21 protein-coding genes are annotated in these 23120 nt (G+C 69.5%); 9 read left to right on the top strand and 12 right to left on the bottom strand.

Annotation, left to right across the window (positions count from 1 at the left end):
- The first annotated feature begins 118 nt into the window (after nt 1–118).
- Nucleotides 119–1162 carry a tartrate dehydrogenase gene (locus tag J7654_RS06705; RefSeq protein WP_209739249.1) on the top strand — a complete coding sequence of 348 codons (1044 nt, stop codon included), beginning with the start codon at nt 119–121 and terminating at the stop codon, nt 1160–1162.
- Between the two features lie 16 nt (nt 1163–1178).
- Entirely contained in the window at nt 1179–2636 is a 1458-nt protein-coding gene (locus J7654_RS06700; protein ID WP_209739247.1) for an NAD-dependent succinate-semialdehyde dehydrogenase, read from the top strand.
- Between the two features lie 18 nt (nt 2637–2654).
- Here J7654_RS06700 and J7654_RS06695 read toward each other — a convergent pair whose 3' ends face one another.
- Nucleotides 2655–3932: an NAD(P)/FAD-dependent oxidoreductase gene (locus tag J7654_RS06695; RefSeq protein WP_209739245.1), complete on the bottom strand. Its 1278-nt coding sequence runs from the start codon at nt 3930–3932 to the stop codon at nt 2655–2657.
- A 14-nt stretch (nt 3933–3946) separates the two neighbouring features.
- A complete protein-coding gene (locus J7654_RS06690; protein WP_209739243.1) occupies nt 3947–4615 on the bottom strand; it encodes a haloacid dehalogenase type II in 669 nt (222 codons plus the stop codon).
- A 275-nt stretch (nt 4616–4890) separates the two neighbouring features.
- Here J7654_RS06690 and J7654_RS06685 point away from each other — a divergent pair, with 275 nt between their 5' ends.
- From J7654_RS06685 to J7654_RS06660, 6 genes are all read left to right on the top strand, one after another.
- On the top strand, nt 4891–5715 hold the full coding sequence (locus tag J7654_RS06685; protein WP_209739241.1) for a GNAT family N-acetyltransferase: 825 nt from the start codon (nt 4891–4893) through the stop codon (nt 5713–5715).
- Nucleotides 5716–5964: 249 nt separating this feature from the next.
- Nucleotides 5965–6651 (top strand): HAD-IA family hydrolase, encoded by a 687-nt coding sequence (locus J7654_RS06680; RefSeq protein WP_209740286.1) that lies wholly within the window; start codon nt 5965–5967, stop codon nt 6649–6651.
- A gap of 76 nt (nt 6652–6727) precedes the next feature.
- Nucleotides 6728–8338, top strand: coding sequence for an ABC transporter substrate-binding protein (locus J7654_RS06675; RefSeq protein ID WP_209739240.1), 1611 nt, complete (start codon nt 6728–6730; stop codon nt 8336–8338).
- A gap of 47 nt (nt 8339–8385) precedes the next feature.
- A complete protein-coding gene (locus tag J7654_RS06670) occupies nt 8386–9336 on the top strand; it encodes an ABC transporter permease (protein WP_209739238.1) in 951 nt (316 codons plus the stop codon).
- Nucleotides 9336–10184: an ABC transporter permease gene (locus tag J7654_RS06665; RefSeq protein ID WP_209739236.1), complete on the top strand. Its 849-nt coding sequence runs from the start codon at nt 9336–9338 to the stop codon at nt 10182–10184. The genes J7654_RS06670 and J7654_RS06665 overlap by 1 nt, the downstream gene beginning before the upstream one ends.
- Nucleotides 10185–11855 (top strand): ABC transporter ATP-binding protein, encoded by a 1671-nt coding sequence (locus tag J7654_RS06660; RefSeq protein WP_209739234.1) that lies wholly within the window; start codon nt 10185–10187, stop codon nt 11853–11855.
- 16 nt (nt 11856–11871) lie between these two features.
- On the opposite strand, the gene J7654_RS06655 is transcribed toward J7654_RS06660, so the two are convergent.
- On the bottom strand, nt 11872–12348 hold the full coding sequence (locus J7654_RS06655; RefSeq protein ID WP_209740283.1) for an Lrp/AsnC family transcriptional regulator: 477 nt from the start codon (nt 12346–12348) through the stop codon (nt 11872–11874).
- Nucleotides 12349–12574: 226 nt separating this feature from the next.
- On the opposite strand from J7654_RS06655, the gene J7654_RS06650 reads away from it, so the two are divergent.
- Nucleotides 12575–13897 carry an NAD(P)/FAD-dependent oxidoreductase gene (locus J7654_RS06650; RefSeq protein WP_209739232.1) on the top strand — a complete coding sequence of 441 codons (1323 nt, stop codon included), beginning with the start codon at nt 12575–12577 and terminating at the stop codon, nt 13895–13897.
- On the opposite strand, the gene J7654_RS06645 is transcribed toward J7654_RS06650, so the two are convergent.
- From J7654_RS06645 to J7654_RS06605, 9 genes are all read right to left on the bottom strand, one after another.
- A complete protein-coding gene (locus J7654_RS06645) occupies nt 13894–15399 on the bottom strand; it encodes a tripartite tricarboxylate transporter permease (RefSeq protein ID WP_209739230.1) in 1506 nt (501 codons plus the stop codon). The genes J7654_RS06650 and J7654_RS06645 overlap by 4 nt on opposite strands.
- Before the next feature lie 7 nt (nt 15400–15406).
- Nucleotides 15407–15919, bottom strand: coding sequence for a hypothetical protein (locus J7654_RS06640; RefSeq protein WP_209739229.1), 513 nt, complete (start codon nt 15917–15919; stop codon nt 15407–15409).
- A gap of 24 nt (nt 15920–15943) precedes the next feature.
- Nucleotides 15944–16924 (bottom strand): Bug family tripartite tricarboxylate transporter substrate binding protein, encoded by a 981-nt coding sequence (locus tag J7654_RS06635; protein ID WP_209739227.1) that lies wholly within the window; start codon nt 16922–16924, stop codon nt 15944–15946.
- A 73-nt stretch (nt 16925–16997) separates the two neighbouring features.
- The gene (locus J7654_RS06630) at nt 16998–18311 is read right to left on the bottom strand and encodes an MFS transporter (protein WP_209739225.1); all 1314 of its coding nucleotides are present in this window, start codon (nt 18309–18311) and stop codon (nt 16998–17000) included.
- A 171-nt stretch (nt 18312–18482) separates the two neighbouring features.
- Entirely contained in the window at nt 18483–19511 is a 1029-nt protein-coding gene (locus J7654_RS06625) for a 2,5-dihydroxypyridine 5,6-dioxygenase NicX family protein (protein ID WP_209739223.1), read from the bottom strand.
- Between the two features lie 62 nt (nt 19512–19573).
- The gene (locus J7654_RS06620) at nt 19574–20209 is read right to left on the bottom strand and encodes an N-carbamoylsarcosine amidohydrolase (protein ID WP_209739221.1); all 636 of its coding nucleotides are present in this window, start codon (nt 20207–20209) and stop codon (nt 19574–19576) included.
- 10 nt (nt 20210–20219) lie between these two features.
- The gene (locus J7654_RS06615) at nt 20220–20975 is read right to left on the bottom strand and encodes a maleate cis-trans isomerase family protein (protein WP_280842359.1); all 756 of its coding nucleotides are present in this window, start codon (nt 20973–20975) and stop codon (nt 20220–20222) included.
- The gene (locus J7654_RS06610; RefSeq protein WP_209739219.1) at nt 20972–21787 is read right to left on the bottom strand and encodes an alpha/beta fold hydrolase; all 816 of its coding nucleotides are present in this window, start codon (nt 21785–21787) and stop codon (nt 20972–20974) included. The genes J7654_RS06615 and J7654_RS06610 overlap by 4 nt, the downstream gene beginning before the upstream one ends.
- Nucleotides 21784–22929, bottom strand: a complete 1146-nt coding sequence (locus J7654_RS06605) for an FAD-dependent monooxygenase (protein ID WP_209739218.1) — start codon at nt 22927–22929, stop codon at nt 21784–21786. The genes J7654_RS06610 and J7654_RS06605 overlap by 4 nt, the downstream gene beginning before the upstream one ends.
- Nucleotides 22930–23120 lie beyond the last annotated feature (191 nt).

Raw genomic sequence — 23120 nt, 5'->3', positions numbered from 1 at the left:
CGCCGCCCGAGGCGGCCACGGTCGTCCGCGGGGCTCACATCCGGGGCACAGGCAGCTACAAGAGTGGCCGGGACCCCGGCCGCCGGGTTCGTCCCGATCGGACCTTGAGGAGGATCGTTTGAAAACCCACTCCATCGCGCTCATTCCCGGCGACGGCATCGGCACCGACGTGACCTCGGCCGCCTGGGATGTCCTCCAGACGGCCGCGCACCGCGAGGGCTTCGAGCTGAAGGGCGAGAGCTTTCCCTGGTCCTGCGCCTTCTACCGGCAGACCGGCGCGATGATGCCGGCGGACGGGATCGAGACGCTGAGGCGCTTCGACGCCATTCTCCTCGGCGCGGTGGGCTGGCCCGCCGAGGTGCCGGATTCCGTTTCGCTCCACGGCCTTCTCCTGCCCATCCGCAAGGCCTTCGTGCAATATGCCAATATCCGCCCGCACCGGCTGTTGCCCGGGGTGGAGGGCCCCTTGCGCGCCGGCGAGTTCGACATTCTGTGCATCCGCGAGAACACGGAGGGCGAGTATTCGGGCGCGGGCGGGCGCGTTCACCAGGGCACGGCGGACGAGGTGGCGGTGGAAACCTCGATCTTCACGCGCGCGGGCGTGGAGCGCATCCTGCGCTTCGGCTTCGAGGAAGCGCGCAAGCGGCGCGGCAAGCTTGCTTCCGTGACGAAATCCAACGCCCAGAAATACTCCATGGTGTTCTGGGACGAGATCACCGCACGGCTCGCCGCCGACTACCCGGACGTGGAGGTGACGAGCTACCATATCGACGCCATGGCCGCGCGCATGGTGATGGCGCCCGAAAGCCTCGACGTGGTGGTGGCGTCCAACCTCTTCGGCGACATCCTCACCGATCTCGGCGCCGCGATCCAGGGCGGGCTGGGCTTTGCGGCCTCGGCCAACATCAACCCGGACCGCACCGGCCCCTCCATGTTCGAGCCCGTCCACGGCTCGGCCCCCGACATCGCGCATCTGGGCATCGCCAATCCCATCGCCGCCATCTGGTCGGGCGCGCTCATGCTGGAGCATCTGGGGGAAGCGAAGGCCGCCGCCAGCGTGATGCGCGCGGTGGAAGGCGCAACGCGCCGGGGCATCGGCACGGTGCCGGGCCGCGACCGCACCGGGGCGATCACCGCCGCCGTGCTCGACGAACTGGCCTGACGGGAGACAAAGCCCCATGGAACTGAAGGACAGCGACCTCCTGCGGCAGGCGCAGCTCATCGGCGGCGCGTGGGTGGCCGCGCGCTCGGGCGCGACCATCGAGGTCGTCGACCCGGCCACGCAAGGCACGATCGGCACGGTGCCGGACGCGGACGGCGCCGACACGCGCGCCGCCATAGAGGCGGCCGAGGCCGCCTTCGGGCCGTGGCGCAAGCGCACCCATGGCGAGCGCGCCGCGCTTCTGGAACGCTGGCACCGCCTCATTCTGGACAATCTGGAGGATCTGGCCCTGATCCTCACCACCGAGCAGGGCAAGCCCCTCGCCGAAGCGCGCGGCGAGATCGGCTACGGCGCGGCCTTCGTGAAATGGTTCGCCGAGGAAGCCCGGCGCATCAACGGCTCCACCATCCCCTCGCCCGCGCCGGACAGGCGCATCGTGGTGCTGAAGGAGCCGGTGGGCGTGTGCGGCGTGGTCACACCCTGGAACTTCCCGACCGCCATGATCACCCGCAAGGTGGCCCCGGCGCTGGCGGCCGGCTGCACGGTGGTCATCAAGCCGTCGGACCTGACGCCCTATTCCGCGCTCGCGCTCGGCGTGCTGGCGGAGCGGGCGGGCATTCCCGAGGGCGTCGTCAACATCGTCACCGGCCTGCCGGAGAAGATCGGGGCGGAGCTGACCGGCAACATGGCCGTGCGCAAGATCTCCTTCACCGGCTCGACGCGCGTCGGCGCGCTGCTGATGCGCCAGTCTGCCGATTCCATCAAGCGCCTCAGCCTCGAGCTCGGCGGCAACGCGCCCTTCATCGTCTTCGACGACGCCGATCTCGATCTTGCGGTGGAAGGGGCCATCGCCTCCAAGTTCCGCAATGGCGGGCAGACCTGCGTGTGCGCCAACCGCATCCTGGTTCAGGCCGGCATTCACGATGCCTTCGCCGAGCGGCTGTGCGCGCGCGTCTCGGCCATGAAGGTCGGGCCGGGCACCGAGGCGGGCGTCGATATCGGGCCGATGATCAACCGTGCCGCCATCGAGAAGATCGACCGCCATGTGGAGGACGCGACGCGCAAGGGCGCGCGGATCGTCTCGGCGCCGCCCGCCGCGATGCCGCAGGGGCCGCAATTCACGCGCCCGCTGGTTCTGGCCGGGGCGACGACGGACATGCAGCTCGCCGCCGAAGAGACCTTCGGCCCCATCGCCCCGCTCTTCCGCTTCGAGCGGGAGGAGGAGGCCATCGCCATCGCCAACGGCACGCCCTTCGGCCTGGCCGCCTATTTCTATACCGAAAGCCTCAAGCGCTCATGGCGCGTGGCCGAAGCGCTGGAATTCGGCATGGTGGGGCTCAACACCGGCGCGATCTCCACCGAAGTCGCCCCCTTCGGCGGGGTCAAGCAATCTGGCCTCGGACGCGAGGGGGCCGGTATCGGCATCGAGGAATATCTGGAGGCCAAGAGCTTCCACATCGGCGGCCTCGGGTAGAAGCCGCCGCCTCGTCCCTTACCGGAAGCGGTCCAGCGCCTTGTAGTAGAGGCCGACCAGCGGCAGGAACCACGGCTTGCCGCTATGCCCCGGGATCGCCGGCCAGTCGAGGCCGGCGACCGGGTTGCGGTCCGCGCGGCCGAGCATCGCCTCGGCCATCACCTCGCCCATCTGCACCGACATCTGCGCGCCGTGGCCGGAATAGCCCATGGCGAAATGCACTCCGTCCGCCTCGCCCGCGCGCGGGTAGCGGTCGCGGGTCATGTCCACCATGCCGCCCCAGCAATAGTCGATCCGCGCATCGGCGAGATGGGGGAACATGCCGGCCAGCGCCCGCCGCAGGATCGCGCCGCTCTTCTCGTCCGAGCGCGGATCGGAGCGGGCCGAGAAGCGCGCCCGCCCGCCGAAGATCAGCCGGTCGTCCGGCGCGCGGCGGAAGTAGTTGCCGACGTTCAAGGAGGTCACATAGGTGCGGTCGCCCGGCAGCGTCGCCTGCATCTCCTCGGCGCTCAAGGGGCGCGTGGCGATGATGTAGCTGCCGACCGGCACGATGCGGCGGCGGAAATAGTCGAACGGGCCGGAGGTGTAGGCCCCGCCCGCCAGAAGCACCTTGTCCGCCGAGAGGCTGCCGCCCGCCAATGTCAGTTCGTGCCGCCCGCCCGCCTTGCGCCGCCCCGTGACCGGCGCGTTCTCGTAGATCGACGCGCCGTGGCGCACGGCGGCGTCGGCCAGGCCGGTGACGAAGCGGCCCATATGCATCATGGCGCTCTTTTTCGACAGCATCGCGCCATGGAAGCCGGGCGAGCCGACCTCGCCGGCAAGCTCGCCGGCCGTCAGAAGCGCGGTGTCGGGGTCGATCTCGGCATGGACCGCCTCGAAATTGCGGGCGATCCCCGCCATGTGCGCCGGCTTGGAGGCAAGCTTGAGCTTGCCGCAGCGGCGGAAGGCGCAGTCGATGCCCTCCTCGGCCACGATCCGCTCCACGCTGTCCACCGCGTCGTCGAGCGCGCGGTAGAGCGCCCTGGCCCGCTCCACGCCCAGTTCCGCCTTCGCCGCGATGTAGGAATGGGAAAGCCCGTTATTGAGGTGGCCGCCGTTGCGGCCCGAGGCGCCGAAGCCGACATGGCGCGCCTCCAGGACGGCGACCCGCGCGCCCTCCATGGCCAGCCTGCGCGCGGCCGAAAGCCCTGTGAAGCCGCCGCCCACCACGGCCACGTCGTAGCGGCCGTCCGGCGGCCCCTTCTCGGCCCCGGCAAAGCGCGGGGCGGTGTCGTGCCAGTAGGAGGTGAAGCGCATGGCGCGTGCCCTTCCTACAGGCCGACGACGGCGGGCAGGCCGGAAATGTCGCGGATCTCCGTATAGCCGTAATAGGGATTGGCCGGCTCGTGGCCGCGATTGACCCACACCTTGTTGTGGATGCCCAGATCGTGCGCGGACATGAGGTCGTAGCGGAAGGAGGAGGAGCAGTGCAGCACGTCCTGCGGCCCGCATCCCAGCATGTCGAACATGTATTCGAAGGCGCGCAGGCGCGGCTTGTAGGCGCCGGCCTGCTGGGCGGTGTAGACCGCGTGGAAGGGCGCGCCGAGCTTCTCCACATTGGAGACGATCTGCGCATCCATCGCGTTGGACAGGATGACGAGGGGTATCTCGCGGGCCACCTTGGCGAGGCCCTCCGGCACGTCCGGGTGCGGCCCCCATGTCGGCACGCGCTCATAGATGTCCAGCGCGTCCTCGGCCCGGAAGGCGACACCATTCTTGCGGCAGGTGCGCTCCACCGCGTTGTGGATCACCTCCCCATAGGGCTTCCAGTCGCCGAGGATCTCGTCGAGGCGGTAGGCGGCAAAATCGCGGACGAAGGCGGCCATGCGCGGCTCGTCCAGAAGCGGGCCGTAGATCTCGCGCGCGGCCTCGGCCATCTGGAAACGGGTGAGCGTGCCGTAGCAGTCGAAGGTCACGTATTTCGGCCGGAACTGGGTCATCGTCTCTCTCGGATCATCCTCGCGGGCGGCGCCTTGCGCCTTCGCCGTCCACGATCATAGGCGCCCGATCGGACGGCGTCCGCTGCATTGGGCGGCGGGCGAAGCAGATTGTTCCGTATCGCCCGGGCCGCCCGCACGAGATTGCGGGCGCGGCACAAGATGCGGCGGGGCCGCGCGCGCAAAGGCGAAGATGTCGAGCGCCTCTGTTCCTCGCAACGATCCCCTGCGCCCGCCGGGCTATTGCTCTCTGCGAACCGCGACGGGAGAATGCCGGGATGGACGCGATCGAGCTTTGCGACTTCACCCCCGCCCATCTGGCAGGAGCGGTTGCGCTGTCGCGCGCCGAGGGCTGGCCCCATCGGGCGGAGGATTGGGACCTCGTCCTGTCGCTCGGGCGCGGCGTGGCCGCAACACGCGGAGGATGCGTCCTCGGCACGGCGCTCATGGTGCCGTTCGGCGAGGATGCGGCCGCCATCGCCATGGTGATCGTCGATTCCGCCATGCGGGGGCGCGGGCTCGGGCGCCGGCTGATGGCGGCGGTGCTGGAGGCCGCGGGAGACCGGGAATGCCGCCTCGTCGCGACGGCGGAGGGACTGCCGCTCTACGAAAAACTTGGCTTCCAAGCGCGGGGCGCGGTGTGCCAGCACCAAGGCATCCTCGCGGCCCCGCCCGGCGCGCCGAGCGGGGCCGTCGCCTTCGATCCCGTCCCGGACATCGCGCGTCTTGCCGCCATAGACCGGGAGGCCACGAGCGTGGACCGCACCGCGCTCCTGGCGCGCCTCGCCTCGGCCGGGCGCATCGCCGTGGCGAAGGGCGGCGGCTTCGCGGCGCTTCGGCCCTTCGGGCGCGGGGCGATGGCCGGCCCGGTCGTCGCGCGCAGCGGCGAGGAGGCGCGCGACCTCCTTTCCCTCCTCTTCGCGCAGTGTCCCGGCCGTTTCATGCGCGTGGACGTGCCGGAGGAGGCGGGCCTCGGCCCGTGGCTCGAGGAACGGGGCCTTGCCCCGGTCGGCGGCGGCATCGCCATGCGCCGGGCGGAACGGCCGGCGAACGGCGCGGGCGGTTTCAAGCTCTTCGCCCTTGCCAGCCAGGCGCTGGGCTGAACCGGTCCCTCGGGCGCGGGGCCATGGGACAAGGCTGGAAACTGCCGCTCTCTTCGGCAATATTGCGTGCTGCCTCTCTTATTCGCAATTTTGTGCTGCCAAGCCGCCGAGTTCGGCGAATTCGATGAACGGGGTCCGGCAGTATGAGGGAAGTGAGACAGGGTGCGACCGGTCCTGAAAGCCCGGCCGCACCGGCAACCACGGCGAAGGAGCCAGCCCTTGACCAGACGTCTCGTCGATTTCCGGTACATGACCTTCGACGTCGTCGGCACGCTGATCGATTTCGAGGGGGGCATCACGCGGTGCCTCGAGGAGATCGGCCGGGAAGCGGGCGTGGCGGTGGACGGGGAGGCGGCGCTCGCGCTCTACCGCGCGGCCCGCTATCTGCCCGAGGCGGGCCTGTTCCCGGACGATCTGGAGCGCGTCTATCTGGAGATCGCCCCGCGCCTTCGCCTGCCGGCGGAGCCGGCGGCCGGCAGACGGCTGCGCGACAGCGTGAGGGACTGGAAGGCGTTTCCCGACAGCGCCGAGGCGCTGGCGCGGCTTTCGAAGCGCTACCGGCTGATCGCCATGACCAACGCGCAGCGCTGGGCCTTCTCGCATTTCTCGACCGAGCTCGGAGAGCCGTTCCACGCCGCCTTCACCACCGACGACACGGGCACGGAAAAGCCGGACCCGGCCTTCTTCGAAAAGGTCTTCGCCTTCGTGGAGGCCGAGGGCGGTTCGAAGGACGACATCCTCCATGTCGCGCAGAGCCAGTATCACGACATCGGAATCTCGCGGCGGCTTGGCCTTGCCAATTGCTGGATCGAGCGGCGCCACGGGCTGAGCGGCTATGGCGGGACCATCGAGCCGCAGGCCTTCACGCAGCCCGACTACCACTTCACCGCCATGGCCGCCCTTGCGGACGCGGCGGAGCGGGCCGAGGCGGCCTGAGCCGACGGGAGGCCGACCACATCCCCGCCATCCGGGGCCGGACCATGCGCGCCACAGCAAGACAGGGGAAACGACGATGACCGATCGCATCACCAACTGGTCCCGTGCCGACGACGCGATGGTGGAAGACGCCATTCGCCGGGGCGCCACCCGCCGCGAACTTCTCCAGCTCCTCATGGCCGGCGGCGTCGGCGCGATGGCGGCGGGCACCGTCCTCGGCCGGGCCACCGTCGCCCTGGCGCAGACGCCGGTCTCCGGCGGTTCGCTGAAGGCCGCCGGCTGGTCCTCCTCCACGGCCGACACGCTGGACCCGGCCCGGGCCTCGCTCTCCACCGATTACGTGCGAAGCTGCGCCTTCTACAACCGCCTCACCTTCCTGGACCGGGAGGGCACGGTGCAGATGGAGCTGGCGGAAAGCGTGGAAACGGATGACGCGCAGCTCTGGACCATCCGCCTCAAGCCGGACGTCACCTTCCACGACGGCAAGACGCTGGAGGCGGCGGACGTCGTCTTCTCGCTCAACCGCCATCTCGACCCGGCCGTCGCCTCGCGCGCCAACGCCATGGCGAGCCAGATGACTGCGATCCGCGCGCTCGATCCGCGCACCGTCGAGATCGCGCTGGAGACGCCGAACGCCGACCTGCCCACCATCCTCGCCATGCATCACTTCATGATCCTGGCGGAGGGCACCTCCGACTTCTCCACCGCCAACGGCACCGGCGCCTTCCGCTGCGAGCTCTTCGAGCCCGGCAACCGCTCCATCGCCGTGCGCAACGAATCCTACTGGAAGAGCGAAGGGCCCCATCTCGACTCCTTCGAGTATTTCGCGATCCCGGACGATACGGCGCGCGTCAACGCCCTCCTGTCCGGCGACATCCAGCTCGCCGCCTCCATCAACCCGCGCTCCATGCGCCTGGCCGAAAGCCAGCCGGGCGTCGAGCTTTCGGTCACGACCTCGGGCAACTACACCAATCTCAACATGCGGCTCGACCTGTCCCCCGGCGACAAGGCCGATTTCGTGGAGGGCATGAAGTATCTGGTCCATCGCGAGCAGATCCAGCGGTCGGTGATGCGCGGTCTTGCCGAGATCGGCAACGACCAGCCGGTTCCGCCCTCCTCCCCCTATTACAACGCCCAGCTCCAGCCCAAGCCCTTCGACCCCGAGCGCGCCCGCTCCCTGTTCGAGAAGGCGGGCGTTCTGGGCCAGTCCATCCCGCTCGTCGCCTCGGAGGCGGCCTCCTCCTCCATCGACATGGCCATGGTGGTGCAGCAGGCGGCGGCGGAGGTGGGGCTCACGCTCGACGTGCAGCGCGTGCCCTCGGACGGCTACTGGTCGAACTACTGGCTGGAGGCGCCGGTCCATTTCGGCAACATCAATCCGCGCCCCACGCCCGACATCCTCTTCTCGCTGCTCTACGCCTCGGATGCGGCCTGGAACGAAAGCCGCTACAAGTCGGAGCGCTTCGATGCCATGCTCCTGGAGGCGCGCGGCCTGCTCGACGAGGAGCGGCGCAAGGAGATCTACGGCGAGATGCAGGTGATGGTCGCCGAAGAGGCCGGCACGATCATCCCGGTCTACCTCTCCAACGTGGATGCCCTTTCCACCCGGCTGAAGGGGCTCCAGCCGAACCCGCTGGGCGGCCAGATGGGCTACGCCTTCGCCGAATATGTGTGGCTGGAGGGCTGAGCGCCGCCCCCGCCGCGACCATCACGGCCACTGGCAAGGAAGCGCCCTTGAACCACCGCATCCTGTCCCTTCTGGCGAGCCGGCTTGTCATCGCGCTGGTCAGCCTCGTCATCGTGTCCTTCGTCATCTTCTTCGCGACGGAGATGCTGCCCGGCGACGTCGCGCAGATCATCCTGGGACAGGCCGCGACGCCGGAGGCGGTGGCGGGCCTGCGGGCGGCGATGAATCTCGACGAGCCGGCCATCTGGCGCTTCCTGCGCTGGCTGGCCAACCTCGCCTCCGGTGATCTGGGCACCTCCTACGCCAACAACATGGCGATCTCCGACCTCATCGGGCAGCGACTTGCCAACACGCTGCGGCTGGCCGCCGTCACCGCCCTCTTCGCGGTGCCTGTGGCGCTGTTCCTCGGCATCACGGCCGCCACCCTGCGCGGTTCGCTCTACGACCGCATCGTCTCCATCCTCACCGTCGGCGTCATTTCCGTGCCCGAGTTCATGGTGGCGACCTCCGCCGTCCTCATCTTCGCCGTCTGGCTGCAATGGCTGCCCGCGCTTTCCTTCGCCAACGACGTGCAGTCCATCGGCCAGATGCTGCGCGTCTACGCCATGCCCGTCATCACGCTCTCCTTCGTCATCTGCGCGCAGATGATCCGGATGACGCGCGCGGCCGTGATCGACACCTTGAACACGCCCTATGTGGAGATGGCGCTCCTGAAGGGCGCCTCGCGACGGCGGCAGGTGCTGCGCCACGCGCTTCCCAACGCTCTCGGCCCCATCGTCAACGCAGTGGCGCTTTCGCTCTCCTACCTGCTCGGCGGCGTCATCATCGTGGAAACGATCTTCAACTATCCGGGCATCGCCAAGCTGATGGTGGACGCGGTGGCCACGCGCGACCTGCCGCTCATCCAGAGCTGCGCGATGATCTTCTGCATCGGCTACCTCGCCCTCATCACGCTTGCCGACCTCATCGCCATCCTGTCCAATCCGAGGCTGCGCTGATGGCGGCCGGCCCCCTGGCGCGCGGCTCGCGAAAGCTCGGCTATTCCCTCAACGCCGTCGGCCTGTTCGGCCTTGCCATCGTGATCTTCTGGGCACTGGTCGCCCTGTTCGGACCCATGCTGACGCCCTATCCGGTGGGCGAGATCGTCGACTGGGACTATTTCGGGCCGGTGTCGGCCGATTTCTGGATGGGCACGGATTATCTGGGCCGCGACATCTTCTCGCGCGTGCTCATGGGCGCGCGCTACACGGTGGGCATATCGCTGGCCGCCGTCATGCTCGCCTGCTTCTGCGGGGTCGCCCTCGGCATGGCGGCGGCGGTGACGGGCGGCTGGCTCGACAGCGCCCTCAGCCGCTTCCTCGACGCCCTGAACTCCATCCCCAGCAAGCTCTTCGGCCTCGTCGTCGTGGCCGGCGTCGGGCCCTCCATCCCCGTCCTGATCCTCACGCTCGCGGTGATCTACACGCCGGGCGCCTACCGCTTCGCCCGGGCGCTGGCCGTCAACGTCAACACGCAGGACTTCATGACGGTCGCGCGGCTGCGCGGCGAGCGCACGGCCTATCTGATCGGCTCGGAGATCCTGCCCAACATCATCGGGCCGGTGCTGGCCGATTTCGGCCTGCGCTTCGTCTTCATCGTGCTCCTCCTCTCCGGGCTCTCCTTCCTGGGGCTGGGCGTGCAGCCGCCTTTCGCCGACTGGGGCGCGCTGGTGCGCGAGAATATCGGCGGCCTGCCCTTCGGCGCGCCGGCGGTGATCTTCCCCTCCATCGCCATCGCCAGCCTCACCATCGCGGTGAACCTCCTGATCGACAATCTGCCCCGCAAGATCCGGGACCGGAGCGCCTGAATGGCCAATCTCGTCGAACTGCGCGGGCTGAAGGTCGAGGCGACCACCGATGCGGGGCGCAAGGTGGAGATCATCAAGGGGGTGGACCTCGATGTCGCCCATGGCGAGATCGTCGCCCTGATCGGCGAGAGCGGATCGGGCAAGACCACCATCGCCCTGACGCTGATGGGCCATGCGCGCCCCGGCTGCCGCATCGTGGGCGGCCGCATCATGGTGGCGGGCAAGGATATGGCCGCCTTGACGGAGAAGCAGAGGGCCAGGGCGCGCGGCACCGAGGTGGCTTATGTGCCGCAGAGCGCGGCCGCCGCCTTCAACCCCGCGCGCACCATCATGGACCAGGTGATCGAGGTGGCGCTGATCCACCGCCTGATGCCGGCGCGAGAGGCGCGCGAGCGCGCCGTGGAGCTGTTCCGCGCCCTCGCCCTGCCCGAGCCGGAGAGCATCGGCGCGCGCTATCCGCACCAGGTTTCGGGCGGCCAGCTCCAGCGCCTCTCGGCGGCCATGGCGCTGATCGGCTCGCCGGAACTGGTCATCTTCGACGAGCCCACGACGGCCCTCGACGTGACGACGCAGATCGAGGTGCTGCGCGCCTTCAAGTCGGTGATGAAGGAACGGGGCGCGGCGGGGGTCTATGTCTCGCACGACCTGGCGGTCGTCGCGCAGATCGCCGACCGCATCGTGGTGCTGAAGGGCGGGCAGGTGCAGGAGGAGGGCACCACGCAGGATATCCTCTCCCGGCCGCGGCACCCCTATACGAAGGAGCTGCTCGCCGCCTTCCGGCCGGGCCTGGCGGAGCGCGCGCGCCTGCCCGAGGCGGGCGCGCCACCGCGGCCCATCCTCGACGTCAGCGACCTCGTGGCCGGCTACGGCCCGTTGCAGGAGGACGGCACGCCCAGGCTCGTCGTCCTGAAATCGGTGAGCCTGCGCATGGAGCGCGGCTCGAATTTCGGCATCATCGGGGAATCGGGCTGCGGCAAGTCCACCCTCGCGCGGGCGATCGCGGGCATCGTGGCGCCGGTTTCCGGCTCGGTGGTCTTCGAGGGGAAGGAGCTGGGCCGCACGATCCGCGAACGCAGCCGCGACCAGCTTCGGCGGATGCAGATCGTCTTCCAGCTCGCCGATACCGCGCTCAACCCCGCCAAGCCGGTGGGCGACATCCTGGGCCGCCCCCTCACCTTCTTCAAGGGTCTTCGCGGCGCGCGCCGGGAGGCGCGGGTGGACGAGCTTCTGGACATGGTGCGCCTGCCGCGCACGCTGAAGCACCGCCTTCCGGGCGAATTGTCGGGCGGACAGAAGCAGCGCGTCAACTTCGCCCGCGCGCTCGCGGCCGAGCCCGAACTCGTGATCTGCGACGAGATCACCTCCGCCCTCGACACGGTGGTGGCCGCCGCCATCATCGAGCTGTTGCGCGAGCTTCAGAGGGAGCTCGGCCTCTCCTACATCTTCATCAGCCACGATCTCTCGCTGGTGCAGTCGATCTGCGACCGCATCGCGGTGATGTATGCCGGCGAGAAGGTGGAGGAGCTGGAGCCGTCCGCCTTCGGCGGCGCGGAGAGCCACCCCTATTCGCGGCTGCTCCACGCCTCCACCCCCAAGCTCGACCCGGCCTGGCTGGACACGCTGGAGTGGAACCCGCAGGCCGCGCGCCTGGCCGGGGAGACGCGGCGCTGAGCGGCCGCGCCCCTACCTACATGGGGAACAGCTTGGTGAGCGGCATGTGCGCCTTGGCGATGGGCGTCTTCAGCACCACGAAGCTGAAATACTTGTCGATGCCGATCTCCATGTCGGTCAGCCGCTCCATGGTGGCCTGGTATTCGGCGATGCCGCTGGTGACGAATTTCAGGAGATAGTCGTAGCCGCCCGAGATGAGGTGGCATTCCACCACGGAATCCTCCTTGTCCACCACCGAGGTGAAACGGGCGAAGTCGATCTGCCGGTGGTTCTTCAGCGTCACCTCGGTGAAGACGGTGAGCGTCTGGCCGAGCTTGCCCACATTCACCTGTGCCGAGTAGCCCTCGATATACCCGGCGGACTGAAGCTTCTTCACCCGCATCAGGCAGGGACTGGGAGAGAGATTCACCAGCTCCGCAAGCTCGACATTGGTGATCCGGCCGTTCTTCTGAAGCTCGTAGAGAATCCTGATGTCGATCCGGTCGAGCTTCATCATCGGCACCTCTCTCGCAAACGGCTACCCCTCGCCTCGGCATAGTATGCTGCCCTTGCGCGCCTCGCGCGCCGGGCCGGAATGGATCGTATCCTCAAGGCCCCGCCGCGCAAGAGCCTTTCCGCCGCGCGGCGGGCGAAAGGAAATGCGGCACGCGCCCCGATTACGGCATCCTCTCCGCTTCCCGTATCGCTATGGGAGGGGCAGACCCCACGGAGCCGCCCGAATGCCCGCCCCCCTTCTGCCCGTCGAGACGAGCCCCACCCTGCCTGCCGAGGCCGATGTGGTGGTGATCGGCGGGGGCATCGTGGGCAGCTTCACGGCCTATTATCTGGCCCGGCGCGGCATATCCGTGGCGCTGGTGGAGAAGGGGCGCATCGGAGCGGAGCAATCCAGCCGCAACTGGGGATGGTGCCGGCAGCAGAACCGGGACGCGCGCGAACTGCCCATGGCCATGCGCAGCCTCGACCTGTGGGACGCGCTGGCCGGCGAGCTGGGCCAGGATGTCGGCTTTCGCCGCTGCGGCCTTCTCTATCTCAGCCAGGACGAGGCCGAGATCGCCGGCTGGGCACGGTGGCGGGACTTCGCCAGGGGGCACGGCGTCCTCACCCATATGCTGGACGCCGGGCAGGCGGCCGCCCGCGGCGGCGCCACGGGCCGGGGCTGGAAGGGCGGCGTCTTCTCTCCCTCCGACGGGATCGCCGACCCCGCGAGGGCCGCGCCGCTGGTGGCCAGGGGCGTCATGGCGGCGGGCGGCACGGTGCACCAGATGTGCGCGGCGCGGGGACTGGAAACCCAAGGCGGGCGCGTCAGCGCGGTGATCACCGAGAAGGGCACGATCCGCACGCAGGCCGCCGTCATGGCGGGCGGGGCCTGGGCCTCCTCCTTCTGCCGGCAGCTCTTCGTCCGCTTTCCGCAATCCTCCGTGCGCTCCTCCATCCTGTCGCTCGCCTCGCATGTGGAGGGGCTGCCCGACGCGCTGCACACCGCCGCGATCTCGGTGACGCGGCGCGCCGATGGCTACACCCTCGCCATCAGCGGGCATGCCAGCATCGACCCGACGCCCCAGAAGCTGCGCTTCGCGCGCGAGTTCCTGCCCATGTTCGCCAAGCGCCGCGCCGCCCTGCGGCCGGGCGGTCTGGAAGCGTGGCGGTGCGGCCATGAAGGGCTGGCGCGCTGGCGGCTCGACCGGCCGACGCCGATGGAGAGGATGCGCATCCTCGACCCCCGGCCGGACATGCGCCTTGTCGAGGAGACGCACCGGCGCGCGGTCGCGCTCCTGCCAGCGCTCGGGCGGCTGGGCCGGCAGGCCGCCTGGGCCGGCTTCATCGATTCCACGCCAGACGGCGTGCCCGCCATCGGGCCGGTGGAGAGCCTGCCGGGCTTCATCCTCGCCGCCGGCTTCAGCGGCCATGGCTTCGGCATCGGGCCGGGGGCCGGCCATCTCGCGGCCGACCTGGCGACGGGCGGCGATCCTCTGGTCGATCCGCGCCCCTACGCGCCGTCGCGCCTCTCGCGATCGGCGCGCGGCCAGGTCGCGGATTTCTAGCGTCCCGCAAGCACTTCCCGGTCGCGAAGGCGCGCGCGCAGCCAGCCGAAGGCCGGCAGGAGAACGATCGCAAGGCTCGCCAGCACCAGCGCGAGCGCGATGGGCCGGTCCAGGAAGATGCTCCAGGAGCCGCGCGAGAGCATGAGCGAGCGGCGCAGGTTCTCCTCCAGGATAGGGCCGAGGATCAGGCCGAAGGCGAGCGGCGCGGTGGGCAGGCCGAGGCGCAGGAAGAGAAGGCCGACAAGGCCGAAGGCGATCATCACATAGACGTCGTTCATGTCGTTGCGGATGGCGAAGGCGCCCATCAGGCAGAACACGGCGATGAACACATACATCAGCCGGGCGGGGATCTGCGTGACGAGAACCGCCGCGCGGATGAGCGCGAAGCCGAGGACGAGCGTTGCCACGAGCGAGAGGAGCACCGAGGCGTAGACGGAGGAGACGAAGCCCGGATCGTTCTGGAACAGGAGCGGGCCCGGCGCGAGGCCGTGGATCAGGAGCGCGCCCATCAGCACGGCGGTGATCGTGTCGCCGGGCACGCCGAGCGCCATCAGCGGGATGAGCGAACCGCCGACGCTGGCGCTGTTGGCGGCCTCCGGCGCGAGCACGCCATCCGGGTGGCCCTTGCCGAACGCCTCCGGCTCGCGCGAAAGGCGCCGCTCCTGCGCATAGGCGATGGAGACGGCCACCGCCGAGCCGGTGGCGGGGATGGCGCCTACGAAGGTGCCCACCGCCGAGCCGCGCAGGATCGTCTTCCAGCGCGACAGGAGGTCGCCCAGCGGCACCGCGATGCGCCCCAGGCCCGGCCGCGCGCGCGGCTCGCCGGAATGGTCGAGGAGGTTGTCCAGCACCTCCGCCAGCCCGAACAGGCCGATGATCACGGGGATGAGCTGCAGCCCGGACTGGAGGAGCGGCAGGTCCAGCGTCATGCGCTGCGCGTCGGTCAAGGGGTCGAAGCCGACGGTGCCGAGCACGATGCCGATGAAGCCGATCACCCCCGCCACCAGGGTCGAGCCGCTGGAGGCGAAGGCGAGCATGGCCACGCCGAAAAGGGCGACGGCGGCAAATTCCGGGCTGCGGAAATTGGTCGCGTAGTCGGCCAGTACGGGGGTGAGGACGACGAGCGCCAGAAGGCCGAGGATCGCCCCCACGGTGGAGGCCACGAGCGCGTAGGTGAGCGCCTGCCCCGCCCGGCCCGCCCGCGCCATCGGGTAGCCGTCGAGCTGCGTGACGATCGAGGCCGGCGTGCCGGGGATTTTCAGGAGGATCGCCGAGACCGAGCCGCCATAGACGCTCGACATGAACACGGCCATCAGGAACAGGATCGCCGTGTCCGCCTCCATCGCGAAGGTGAGCGGCAGCAGGATGGCCAGCGCCATGGTGGTGCTGATGCCGGGAATGGCGCCGAGGACGAGGCCGACCAGCGTGCCGCCGACCAGCAGCGCGAGGTCCAGCGGATTGGCGAGGAAGCCCGCCAGCACCGGGAGGAACGTGTCGGTCATGGGGCCCTCATGTCGGCAGCGGCACGTTGAGAAGGCGGATGAAGACCAGCGAGACGAAGCCCGCCGCCGCGCCGGAGGCCGCGAGCGCCCCCGCGACGGCCAGGGGGCCGAGCCGCGCCTCGCGCCCGTGCAGGATCAGGATCCACGGACAGGAGAAGAGGAACACCGCAAGGGTGGTGCCGAGCCCCGTCATCAGGGCCGGCATGGCCAGGAGCGAGAGGGTGAAGCCGGCGGGAAGGAGCCAGCGGGCCGGCGCGGCCCCTCCGCGCGGGGCCTGCCCGGCCGGCGGGGCGCGGCGCAGGAGGCGGACGGCGTGCAACGCCAGGACGAGGCCCGCGAGGAAGATTGCCGCAAGGCAGAGCCGGGCGAGGAAGAAGGGGCCCGGATCGCCGGGCATCACGAAGTTCGAGAAAGCGGCCTCGCTCTGCCGGAGCAGCGCCCAGCCGAGCGCGGCGATGCCGAGGAAGATGCCGGCCGTGCCGAAGGCGGCGACGAGCCGCGCCCTGGGAGAGGTGTGCATGGCCGTTTCCCCGCAGGCTCCGCTTCAGTCGCGCCGAAGCTGCTCGGCCACGAGGCCTTGCGAGTCGAGAAGGGGATAGATCGTCTCGACCTGCCGCCCCAGTTCCTCGGCGGCCATATCGGCGCCCCCCGGCCGCAGCACGAGGCCGTTGGCGCTCGCCCGCTCGCCGAAGCCCTCGGAGCCGATGGCCGCCAGCAGCCCCTCTTCCAGGCGCGCGCGCACCGCCTCGGGCAGGCCGTCCGGCGCGGCCACGATGATGAAGTCGTTCACCGCGATGTCGTGGCCCGCCTCGGCGAAGGTCGGCACGTCCGGCAGGAGCGGATGGCGCTCGGGCGCGGCCACCGCCAGCATCCGCACGGTGCCCGCGCGCACATGCTCCAGAACCGGCGGGACGGGCAGCGTGGACGACTGGATCTCGCCCGTGGCCAGCGCCGTCACCGTCGCGGCATGGCCCTGATAGGGCACCTGCATCATCTCCACGCCCAGCGCCTCGCGGATGACATTGGCGAAGACGAAGGAGTTGCCGCCCGGCGCGTCGTTGCCGTTGACGGTGGCGAACGGGTCGGAGCGCACCGCCTCGACATAGGCCTCCACCGTCTCGATGCCGGTGGAAGCGGCGACCTGGAGCCCGCCCGGCTCGTCCGCGATGTAGGCGAGCGGGGTGAAGTCCTCGAGCTTGGGCGCGTTGACGTTCATGAAGGACTGGGTCACCGCATGCATGCCCATGATGCCGATCGTGTAGCCGTCCGGCGCCGCGTTCTCCAGATGCCGCAGGCCCGTGGAGCCCGCCGCCCCGGTCACGTTGTCCACCACCACGGGCACGCCCATGCCGGCGGACAGCTCCTGCCCCAGAAGGCGGCCGACCAGATCGTGCCCGCCCCCCGCCGGCCAGACCACGACGATATGGATCGGCTCGGACGGGTAGTCGCCCTGGGCGAGCGCGGGCGCGGAAGCGAAGGGGGCAAGGCCCAGAAGTAGGCCGGCCATGAAGCTGCGTCGTCTCATCGTTTCGACCTTTCCGGTTCGGGAAGCATTCCGGGCCTCCCCCGCGCGGGGGAGGCCGCTTCGCGGGGAGGCGTCAGTGAAGGCCGCGGTTGCGGGTCTCCACGTCGATCAGGAAGACGAAGAGCGCGGCGACGGCCAGGAGCCCGGAGAAGGCCATCAGCGACAGGCCGAAGCTCGCCGCCATCAGCGGTGCCACGATGGAGGGGGCCGCAAGCCCGCCGAGCCGCGCCACCGCGCCCGCGCTGCCCATGCCGCTGGCGCGCAGCGAGGTGGGGTAGACCTCCGGGGTGAAGGCGTAGATCGCGCCCCACGTGCCCAGCAGCGCAAAGCTCATCAGCAGCGTGGCCGCCACCACGATTCCCGCCGTCTGGCCGAGGCCGTAGGCGAGGCACCCGGCCGCGGAGAGGAGCAGGAAGCCGATCAGCGTCGGCTTGCGGCCCCATTTCTCCACGCCGTAGGCGGCCAGCGCATAGCCGGGAAGCTGGGCCAGCGCGATGATCACGAGGAACATCTCGCCCCGCAGGAAGCCGAAGCCCTGCCCCGCCAGTTGCACTGGCAGATAGACGAAGATGCCGTAATAGGACATCGAGATCAGGAACCAGGCCAGCATCAGGAAAATGGTGCGGCGGCGCAGGTCGGGCGAGAAGAGCGCGGCGATGGACTTCTTCTCCGGCGTCTCGGCCACCAGCGGGGGAATCTCGGCCTGCGTGCCGTTCACCCGCGCCACGCGCCGCAGAACGGTGCGCGCCTCCTCCGAGCGCCCCTGCTTGTTGAGGTAGAAGGGCGATTCCGGCACGTAGAAGCGCAGGACCACGCCGATCAGCGCCGGAAGGCCGGTGACGAAGAAGATGGTGCGCCAGGCCTCGCCCCCGCTGGTGCCGGCGACCAGCGCCAGGACCGCGAGCGCCACCGTGCCCACCGCCCAGAAGCCCTCCAGCAGCACGAGCCAGCGGCCGCGACGGTCGGAGGGCAGGAACTCGGCCATCATGGCGTAGTCCACCGGCAGCGTGCCGCCCACGCCCACGCCCGTCATGAAGCGCAGGAAGAGGAGCCATTGAAGGTCTGGCGCGAAGGCGGAGGCGACGCCGAAGATGGCGTCGAGGATGATGGCGATGAAGAGCACCGGACGACGCCCGATGCGGTCGGCCAGGCGCCCGAAGACGAAGGCGCCGACGAGCATGCCCAGGAAGAAGAAGGTGCCCGTCTGGAGCGCGGCGGGGACGGAAACCCCGAAGCTCGCCGCGATGGAGGGCGCGGAGAAGCCGATCGCCAGGACCTGCATGGCATCGGCGGCCCAGACCAGGCCGAAGATGACGAACAGCCTCTTCTGGAAGTTGCCGACGCCGGCGATCCCGATCGCCTGTTCAACTGTTGCTGGAGAACTCACCGACAGCCCTTTCCTGAGCGGTTTCCAAAGGTTTCATGCCCGCAGCCGGGCCCGGCATACGGGCACGCGGGGGCCTTCGGGCCGGGGCATGGAGCCCCGGTCCGGTCGCCTGGCCTGACGAAGCGGCCTCTCCCCGCCCTCCCCGCGCCGGGCGGGGAGAAGCGGCGCGGCCTATTCGACCGGCTGCATCTCCTTCACCACCACGTCGCCGTTCAGCACGATGGGCTCGTCGTCGAGGAAGAGGGAGCAGCCGCGCATGGGAATGTCGAGATGGCAGGCGGTGTCGTTCGGCCCGCCCAGCTCGTTGTTCGGCCCGGTGGAGAACATCACGTTGCCGTAGAAGGAGCGCGGCTCCATGCCCATGCCGCCCGGGAACTCGCCGGGCACCATGCCGTGCCACTTGGCCTTCTGGTTCAGGCCCCAGCCGACATGGCTCATGCCCATGCCGCGCGGATCGTTGAAGCCGGCCATGTAGGACTTGACCAGCTCGGCATCGAGCCCGCCGCGAATGTCGGTGATCCAGCCCTTCTCGATCGTGTAGGTGATCGGATCGCGCACATACATGTTCTGCGGCAGGAGGATGTCGCCCGGCGCCACGACGATGGTGCCGTCGACGCCGTCGTCGTCGCCCCCGGTGAAGACGAAGCCGGAGGGCCAGTGGTCCCAGCGGCCGGGCTCGTCGGTGCAGGCGTATTCGGTGACGGCCGGATAGGTGTTGAGCTTGTAGACGACGTCCGTGCCGTGCGGCGAGGTGATGCGCATCACCTTGGCCTTGCCGAGGATCTCGCCGGCGACCTCCACGCGCTCGCGCAGCTCCTTCGTCGGCATCAGCCGGGCCAGAAGCTCGGGCGGCTCGACGGCGGTGAGGATGCGCGTGCCGGCCGCCTGGATCGCCATCTGCTCGGGCGAGAACAGGAGGAAGATGCAGTCGATCAGCATGTCGGCCGCCTTCAGCGCCTCCACCGCCTCCGGCATGGCGGCCAGGCCCGTCTGGCCCACCGCCCAGGCGCCGGCCGGCGGCGGGGCCGGGAGGCGCATGTGATACATCTTCGCGCCGAGGCGCTGGCCGGCGGCCATGAAGGCGTCGGCATAGTCGAGGCGCTCATTGCCCTGGGTCAGCACCACGAGCTTCTCGCCCTCGTGAACGCCCGACATCTTGAGCTGGTGCAGGCAGATCTCGGTGAAGCTGAACTGGTCCATTCCTGTTCTCCTTTCGAGCCGGGGCCTGACGGCACCGACGTTCGGATGGGTCGGCCCGCCCCTCAGCGAGGCAGGCGCGCGAGATGGGCCACGGCCTCGGCCAGCGGGACCACGTCGCCATATTTGGAATCGATGTCGAAGAGATTGGCCTCGTGCGGGCCCTCGTGCCGGTCGCCCACGCATTCGCGGACGACGATGGTGCGAAATCCGTTCTGCACCCCGTCCACCGCGCTGGCGCGGATGCAGCCGCTGGTGGAGCAGCCGGCCAGCACCACGGTGTCCACCCCTTGCGCGTGCAGCATGGGGGCAAGGCTCGTGCCGAAGAAGGCGCTGGCATATTGCTTGGTGATCACCGGCTCGCCGGGGGCGGGCTCCACGCCTTCGCAGAACTCGGCCAGCGGGTTGCCGGCCACCATGGCCTTCATGACGGGGGCCTTCTTCACCCACACCCCGCCATCGGCGCAGCCGGGCGCATGGTAGAGGATGTTGGTGTGGATCACCGCAACGCCGGCCTCGCGCGCCGCCTTCAGGAGCGCCGGGGCGTGGCGCACCGCTTCCACCACGCCGGGCGCATAAAGCGGCGCGCCCTCGGTCACATAAGCCTTCATGAAGTCGATCACGAGAAGGGCGGGGCGGGCGCCGAAGCCGATCCGGCTGCCCCACACACCCTTGTAGTTCGCGCTCGCGCTCTCGCTCATGGCCACCCCCTCAATAGGCGCCGGACAGGAGCGCGCCGGCCCCCGGCACGACGGGTTCCAGATCGAGTTCCCTGAGCATCCGGTAGGTGGTGGCCACGGCGGCGGTGACGACGGGCTTGCCCGTCAGCGCCTCCACCTTGGCGATGGAGGCCAGCGAGGGCATCTGCACGCAGGCCGACAGCACGATGGCATCCACCCCTGAGGTGTCGAGGCCGGCCACGATGCCCGGCAGCTTCGCCGGGTCGTGCGCGGCCACCTTCAGATTGTCGGAGATCTCCAGCGCCTCGTGCGTGACGACCTCGACGCCCTCGGCCTCGATATAGTCGATCACGAGCTTCGTCAGCGGCTTCATGTAGGGGGCGACGAGGGCGATGCGCCTGGCCTTCATCACCTCCAGCCCCTCCACCAGCGCGCCGGCGCTGGTGACGACGGGCGCAGGCGCGCCGTTCTCGCGCGTCACCTTCGAAAGGCGCGCCTGGCTCGTCCGGTGGTAGCCGTGGCCCATGGCCATGATGGCGACGAGGCAGGCATAGCCGAGCACGTCCACCTGCGCGTCGGACAGCTCCAGCGCGCAGCGGTCGGACTGGGCGTCCATCGCCGCCAGCTCGTCCTTCGTCACGTGCTTCATGCGCATGCGGGCGGAGTGGAAGGTGAAGCGCTCGGGCCGGATGAGCTGGCGCGCGGCCAGCATCGCCGGAATCTCCGTCTCCATCGTGACGTTGGAGCTCGGCACGATCTGGCCGATGCGGAAGCTCTTCGTGCTCATGCGCCGGCCCTTGCGAAAGAGGTGCCCAGAAGCTCGTCGAGGGCCAGGAAGAAGCCGTCGAAATCGTCCCAGGGGATCATGTGTCCGGCATCGGGCACACGGGCGATGCGGATATCGGGGTTGAGTTCGAGGATTTCGGCCTCGTCGGCCGGCTCGATCACGCCGCCGCGTCCGGCCACCATCAGCGTGGCGGGCACGGGCAGGCCCGGCAGGTCCTTGTGGATGTCGTCCCGATGGAAACCCTCGAAGGCGGTGACGATGGCCGGCTCGTGGCAGGTGTGCAGCCATTCGGCGCGCAGCGCGCGCTGCTCCTCGCTCCAGGTGGGGCAGAAGGCCTTCATTGCCTCGGCATCCATGCCCCGTTCGGCGAGGCGTATGGAATCCACATACCAGGGCAGTCTGGAGGGATACGCCCTGCGGCCGGGGCCGGAGACGGGCGGATCGACGAGGACGAGGCGCTCCATGCCGGCGGCGTTGCGGCTGGCGGCCCGCACCGCGATGCGCGCGCCCATGGAATGGCCGAGCACGGTGACGCCCGAGAGGCCGAGAGCGCCGATCAGGGCTGAGAGATCGTCCGCCATCGCGTCGAGCCCGTAGTCGAGCCCCGGCCCGGAGGAGGAGAGGCCGCGCCCGCGCACGTCGAGGACATGCACGTCGAAGGCTTGCGCGAGGCGCTCGGCGACGAAGCCCCAGGTGATCGCCGGGCTGGTGATGCCCGGCACGAGGACCAGCGGCGCGCCCTGCCCCGCATAACGCAGGACGTGGAGGCGTACCCCGTTGGCCGCCACATTGAAGCCGAAGGCGGCGCTCATGCCGCCACGCCTTCGCGCAAGGGGTGCCCGAACACGTCGTAGCCGAAGACCCAGGCCGGGTCCTCCTGCGTGCGCAGCCAGGTGTTGGCGTTGGAGACGGCCTGCACGCGCGAGGCGCGATCGCGCCGGTTCGCCTCATAGAGGCGGAAGGCGCTCTCGTGGTCAGACAGGCCCGTTTCGGCGAGACACCGCGCCAGCATCGCCCCGTCCTCGATGGCCATGGCCGCGCCCTGCGCCATGTGCGGCTTCATCGGGTGGCAGGCGTCGCCGAGCAGCACCATGCGCCCCCGGCTCCACAGCGGCAGCGGGTTGCGGTTGAGAAGGGGCCATTTGGAGATGTCCCCGGCGCTGTCGATCAGCGCCTGCACGATCGGATGATAGCCGGCGAAGGCCTCACGCATCTCCTCGCGCGAGGAGGGCACGGAGCCTGCCTCATGGGTCCATTCCGGATGGGGAACGCCGGTGACGAAGTAGTATTCGTCGCGCCTGGCCGTGGTGTAGTAGACCATCATGTGGCGGTCCTCGCTCCACCACTTCACGCAGGGCTCGAACTCCAGACCGGTGCGGGCGAGGTCTCCCGCGCGGATCAGCGCGCGATGGGCCACCCAGCCGCTGTCGTTCGGCTTCTCCGGGCCGAGGAGCACCTCGCGGATGCGCGAATTGATGCCGTCCGCGCCCACCACGATGTCGGCGCGCGAGCGCGTTCCGTCGGCGAAGAAGAGATCGACGCCCGCGCCGTCGTCGCGCACATCCGCAAGCTGCTTGCCGAAGCGGATGGTGCCGGGCTCCAGCGCCCCGATCTGCAATTCGTGCAGATCGCCGCGATGGATGGTGACATAGGCGGCGCCGTATTCCTTCAGCGCGAAATCGCCCAGCGGAATGCGCGAGAGGTAATCGCCCGTCTCTCCGTCGCGGCTCATCCAATGGTCGGGATGGGAGCTGATCGCCGAGACGGCGTCCTCGATGCCCAGGCGCCGGAAGATCTTCAGGACGTTCGGCCCCATGTGGATGCCCGCGCCGAGGCGCGAGAAGGCGGGCGCCTGCTCGAACACCTCCACGCTGAAGCCGGCCCGCTGCAGGAGGGCGGCGGCGGCCGCGCCTCCGAGACCGGCTCCGATGATGGCGATACGGGGTTGTTGCATGGGGAACGTCCGGGGCCTGTGATATTTGATGCAGATCAAATGAAAGAGTGTATGCGCTCTTTTTGCAAGCAAAAATATTAGGCATCCATCCTTCGGATCTCTGCGAGAAATTGCTGCATTTGCGCTATTTTTTCGGCATATCGGAGCGTTGACAGCTTTTCCCGATGACGTCTATCGTAGCGTATGCTCTT

The sequence above is a fragment of the Aureimonas populi genome (assembly GCF_017815515.1).
GTDB lineage: Bacteria > Pseudomonadota > Alphaproteobacteria > Rhizobiales > Rhizobiaceae > Aureimonas > Aureimonas populi.
Note: the sequence above shows the minus strand (reverse complement) of the source record. Positions and strands in the feature narration are given on the sequence as shown.

Coding starts and splice junctions, on each gene's coding strand:
- J7654_RS06700 (WP_209739247.1), top strand. CDS start 1,179: ATGGAACTGAAGGACAGCGACCTCCTGCGGCAGGCGCAGCTCATCGGC.
- J7654_RS06695 (WP_209739245.1), bottom strand. CDS start 3,932: ATGCGCTTCACCTCCTACTGGCACGACACCGCCCCGCGCTTTGCCGGG.
- J7654_RS06690 (WP_209739243.1), bottom strand. CDS start 4,615: ATGACCCAGTTCCGGCCGAAATACGTGACCTTCGACTGCTACGGCACG.
- J7654_RS06685 (WP_209739241.1), top strand. CDS start 4,891: ATGGACGCGATCGAGCTTTGCGACTTCACCCCCGCCCATCTGGCAGGA.
- J7654_RS06680 (WP_209740286.1), top strand. CDS start 5,965: ATGACCTTCGACGTCGTCGGCACGCTGATCGATTTCGAGGGGGGCATC.
- J7654_RS06675 (WP_209739240.1), top strand. CDS start 6,728: ATGACCGATCGCATCACCAACTGGTCCCGTGCCGACGACGCGATGGTG.
- J7654_RS06665 (WP_209739236.1), top strand. CDS start 9,336: ATGGCGGCCGGCCCCCTGGCGCGCGGCTCGCGAAAGCTCGGCTATTCC.
- J7654_RS06660 (WP_209739234.1), top strand. CDS start 10,185: ATGGCCAATCTCGTCGAACTGCGCGGGCTGAAGGTCGAGGCGACCACC.
- J7654_RS06655 (WP_209740283.1), bottom strand. CDS start 12,348: ATGAAGCTCGACCGGATCGACATCAGGATTCTCTACGAGCTTCAGAAG.
- J7654_RS06650 (WP_209739232.1), top strand. CDS start 12,575: ATGCCCGCCCCCCTTCTGCCCGTCGAGACGAGCCCCACCCTGCCTGCC.
- J7654_RS06645 (WP_209739230.1), bottom strand. CDS start 15,399: ATGACCGACACGTTCCTCCCGGTGCTGGCGGGCTTCCTCGCCAATCCG.
- J7654_RS06640 (WP_209739229.1), bottom strand. CDS start 15,919: ATGCACACCTCTCCCAGGGCGCGGCTCGTCGCCGCCTTCGGCACGGCC.
- J7654_RS06635 (WP_209739227.1), bottom strand. CDS start 16,924: ATGAGACGACGCAGCTTCATGGCCGGCCTACTTCTGGGCCTTGCCCCC.
- J7654_RS06625 (WP_209739223.1), bottom strand. CDS start 19,511: ATGGACCAGTTCAGCTTCACCGAGATCTGCCTGCACCAGCTCAAGATG.
- J7654_RS06620 (WP_209739221.1), bottom strand. CDS start 20,209: ATGAGCGAGAGCGCGAGCGCGAACTACAAGGGTGTGTGGGGCAGCCGG.
- J7654_RS06615 (WP_280842359.1), bottom strand. CDS start 20,975: ATGAGCACGAAGAGCTTCCGCATCGGCCAGATCGTGCCGAGCTCCAAC.
- J7654_RS06610 (WP_209739219.1), bottom strand. CDS start 21,787: ATGAGCGCCGCCTTCGGCTTCAATGTGGCGGCCAACGGGGTACGCCTC.
- J7654_RS06605 (WP_209739218.1), bottom strand. CDS start 22,929: ATGCAACAACCCCGTATCGCCATCATCGGAGCCGGTCTCGGAGGCGCG.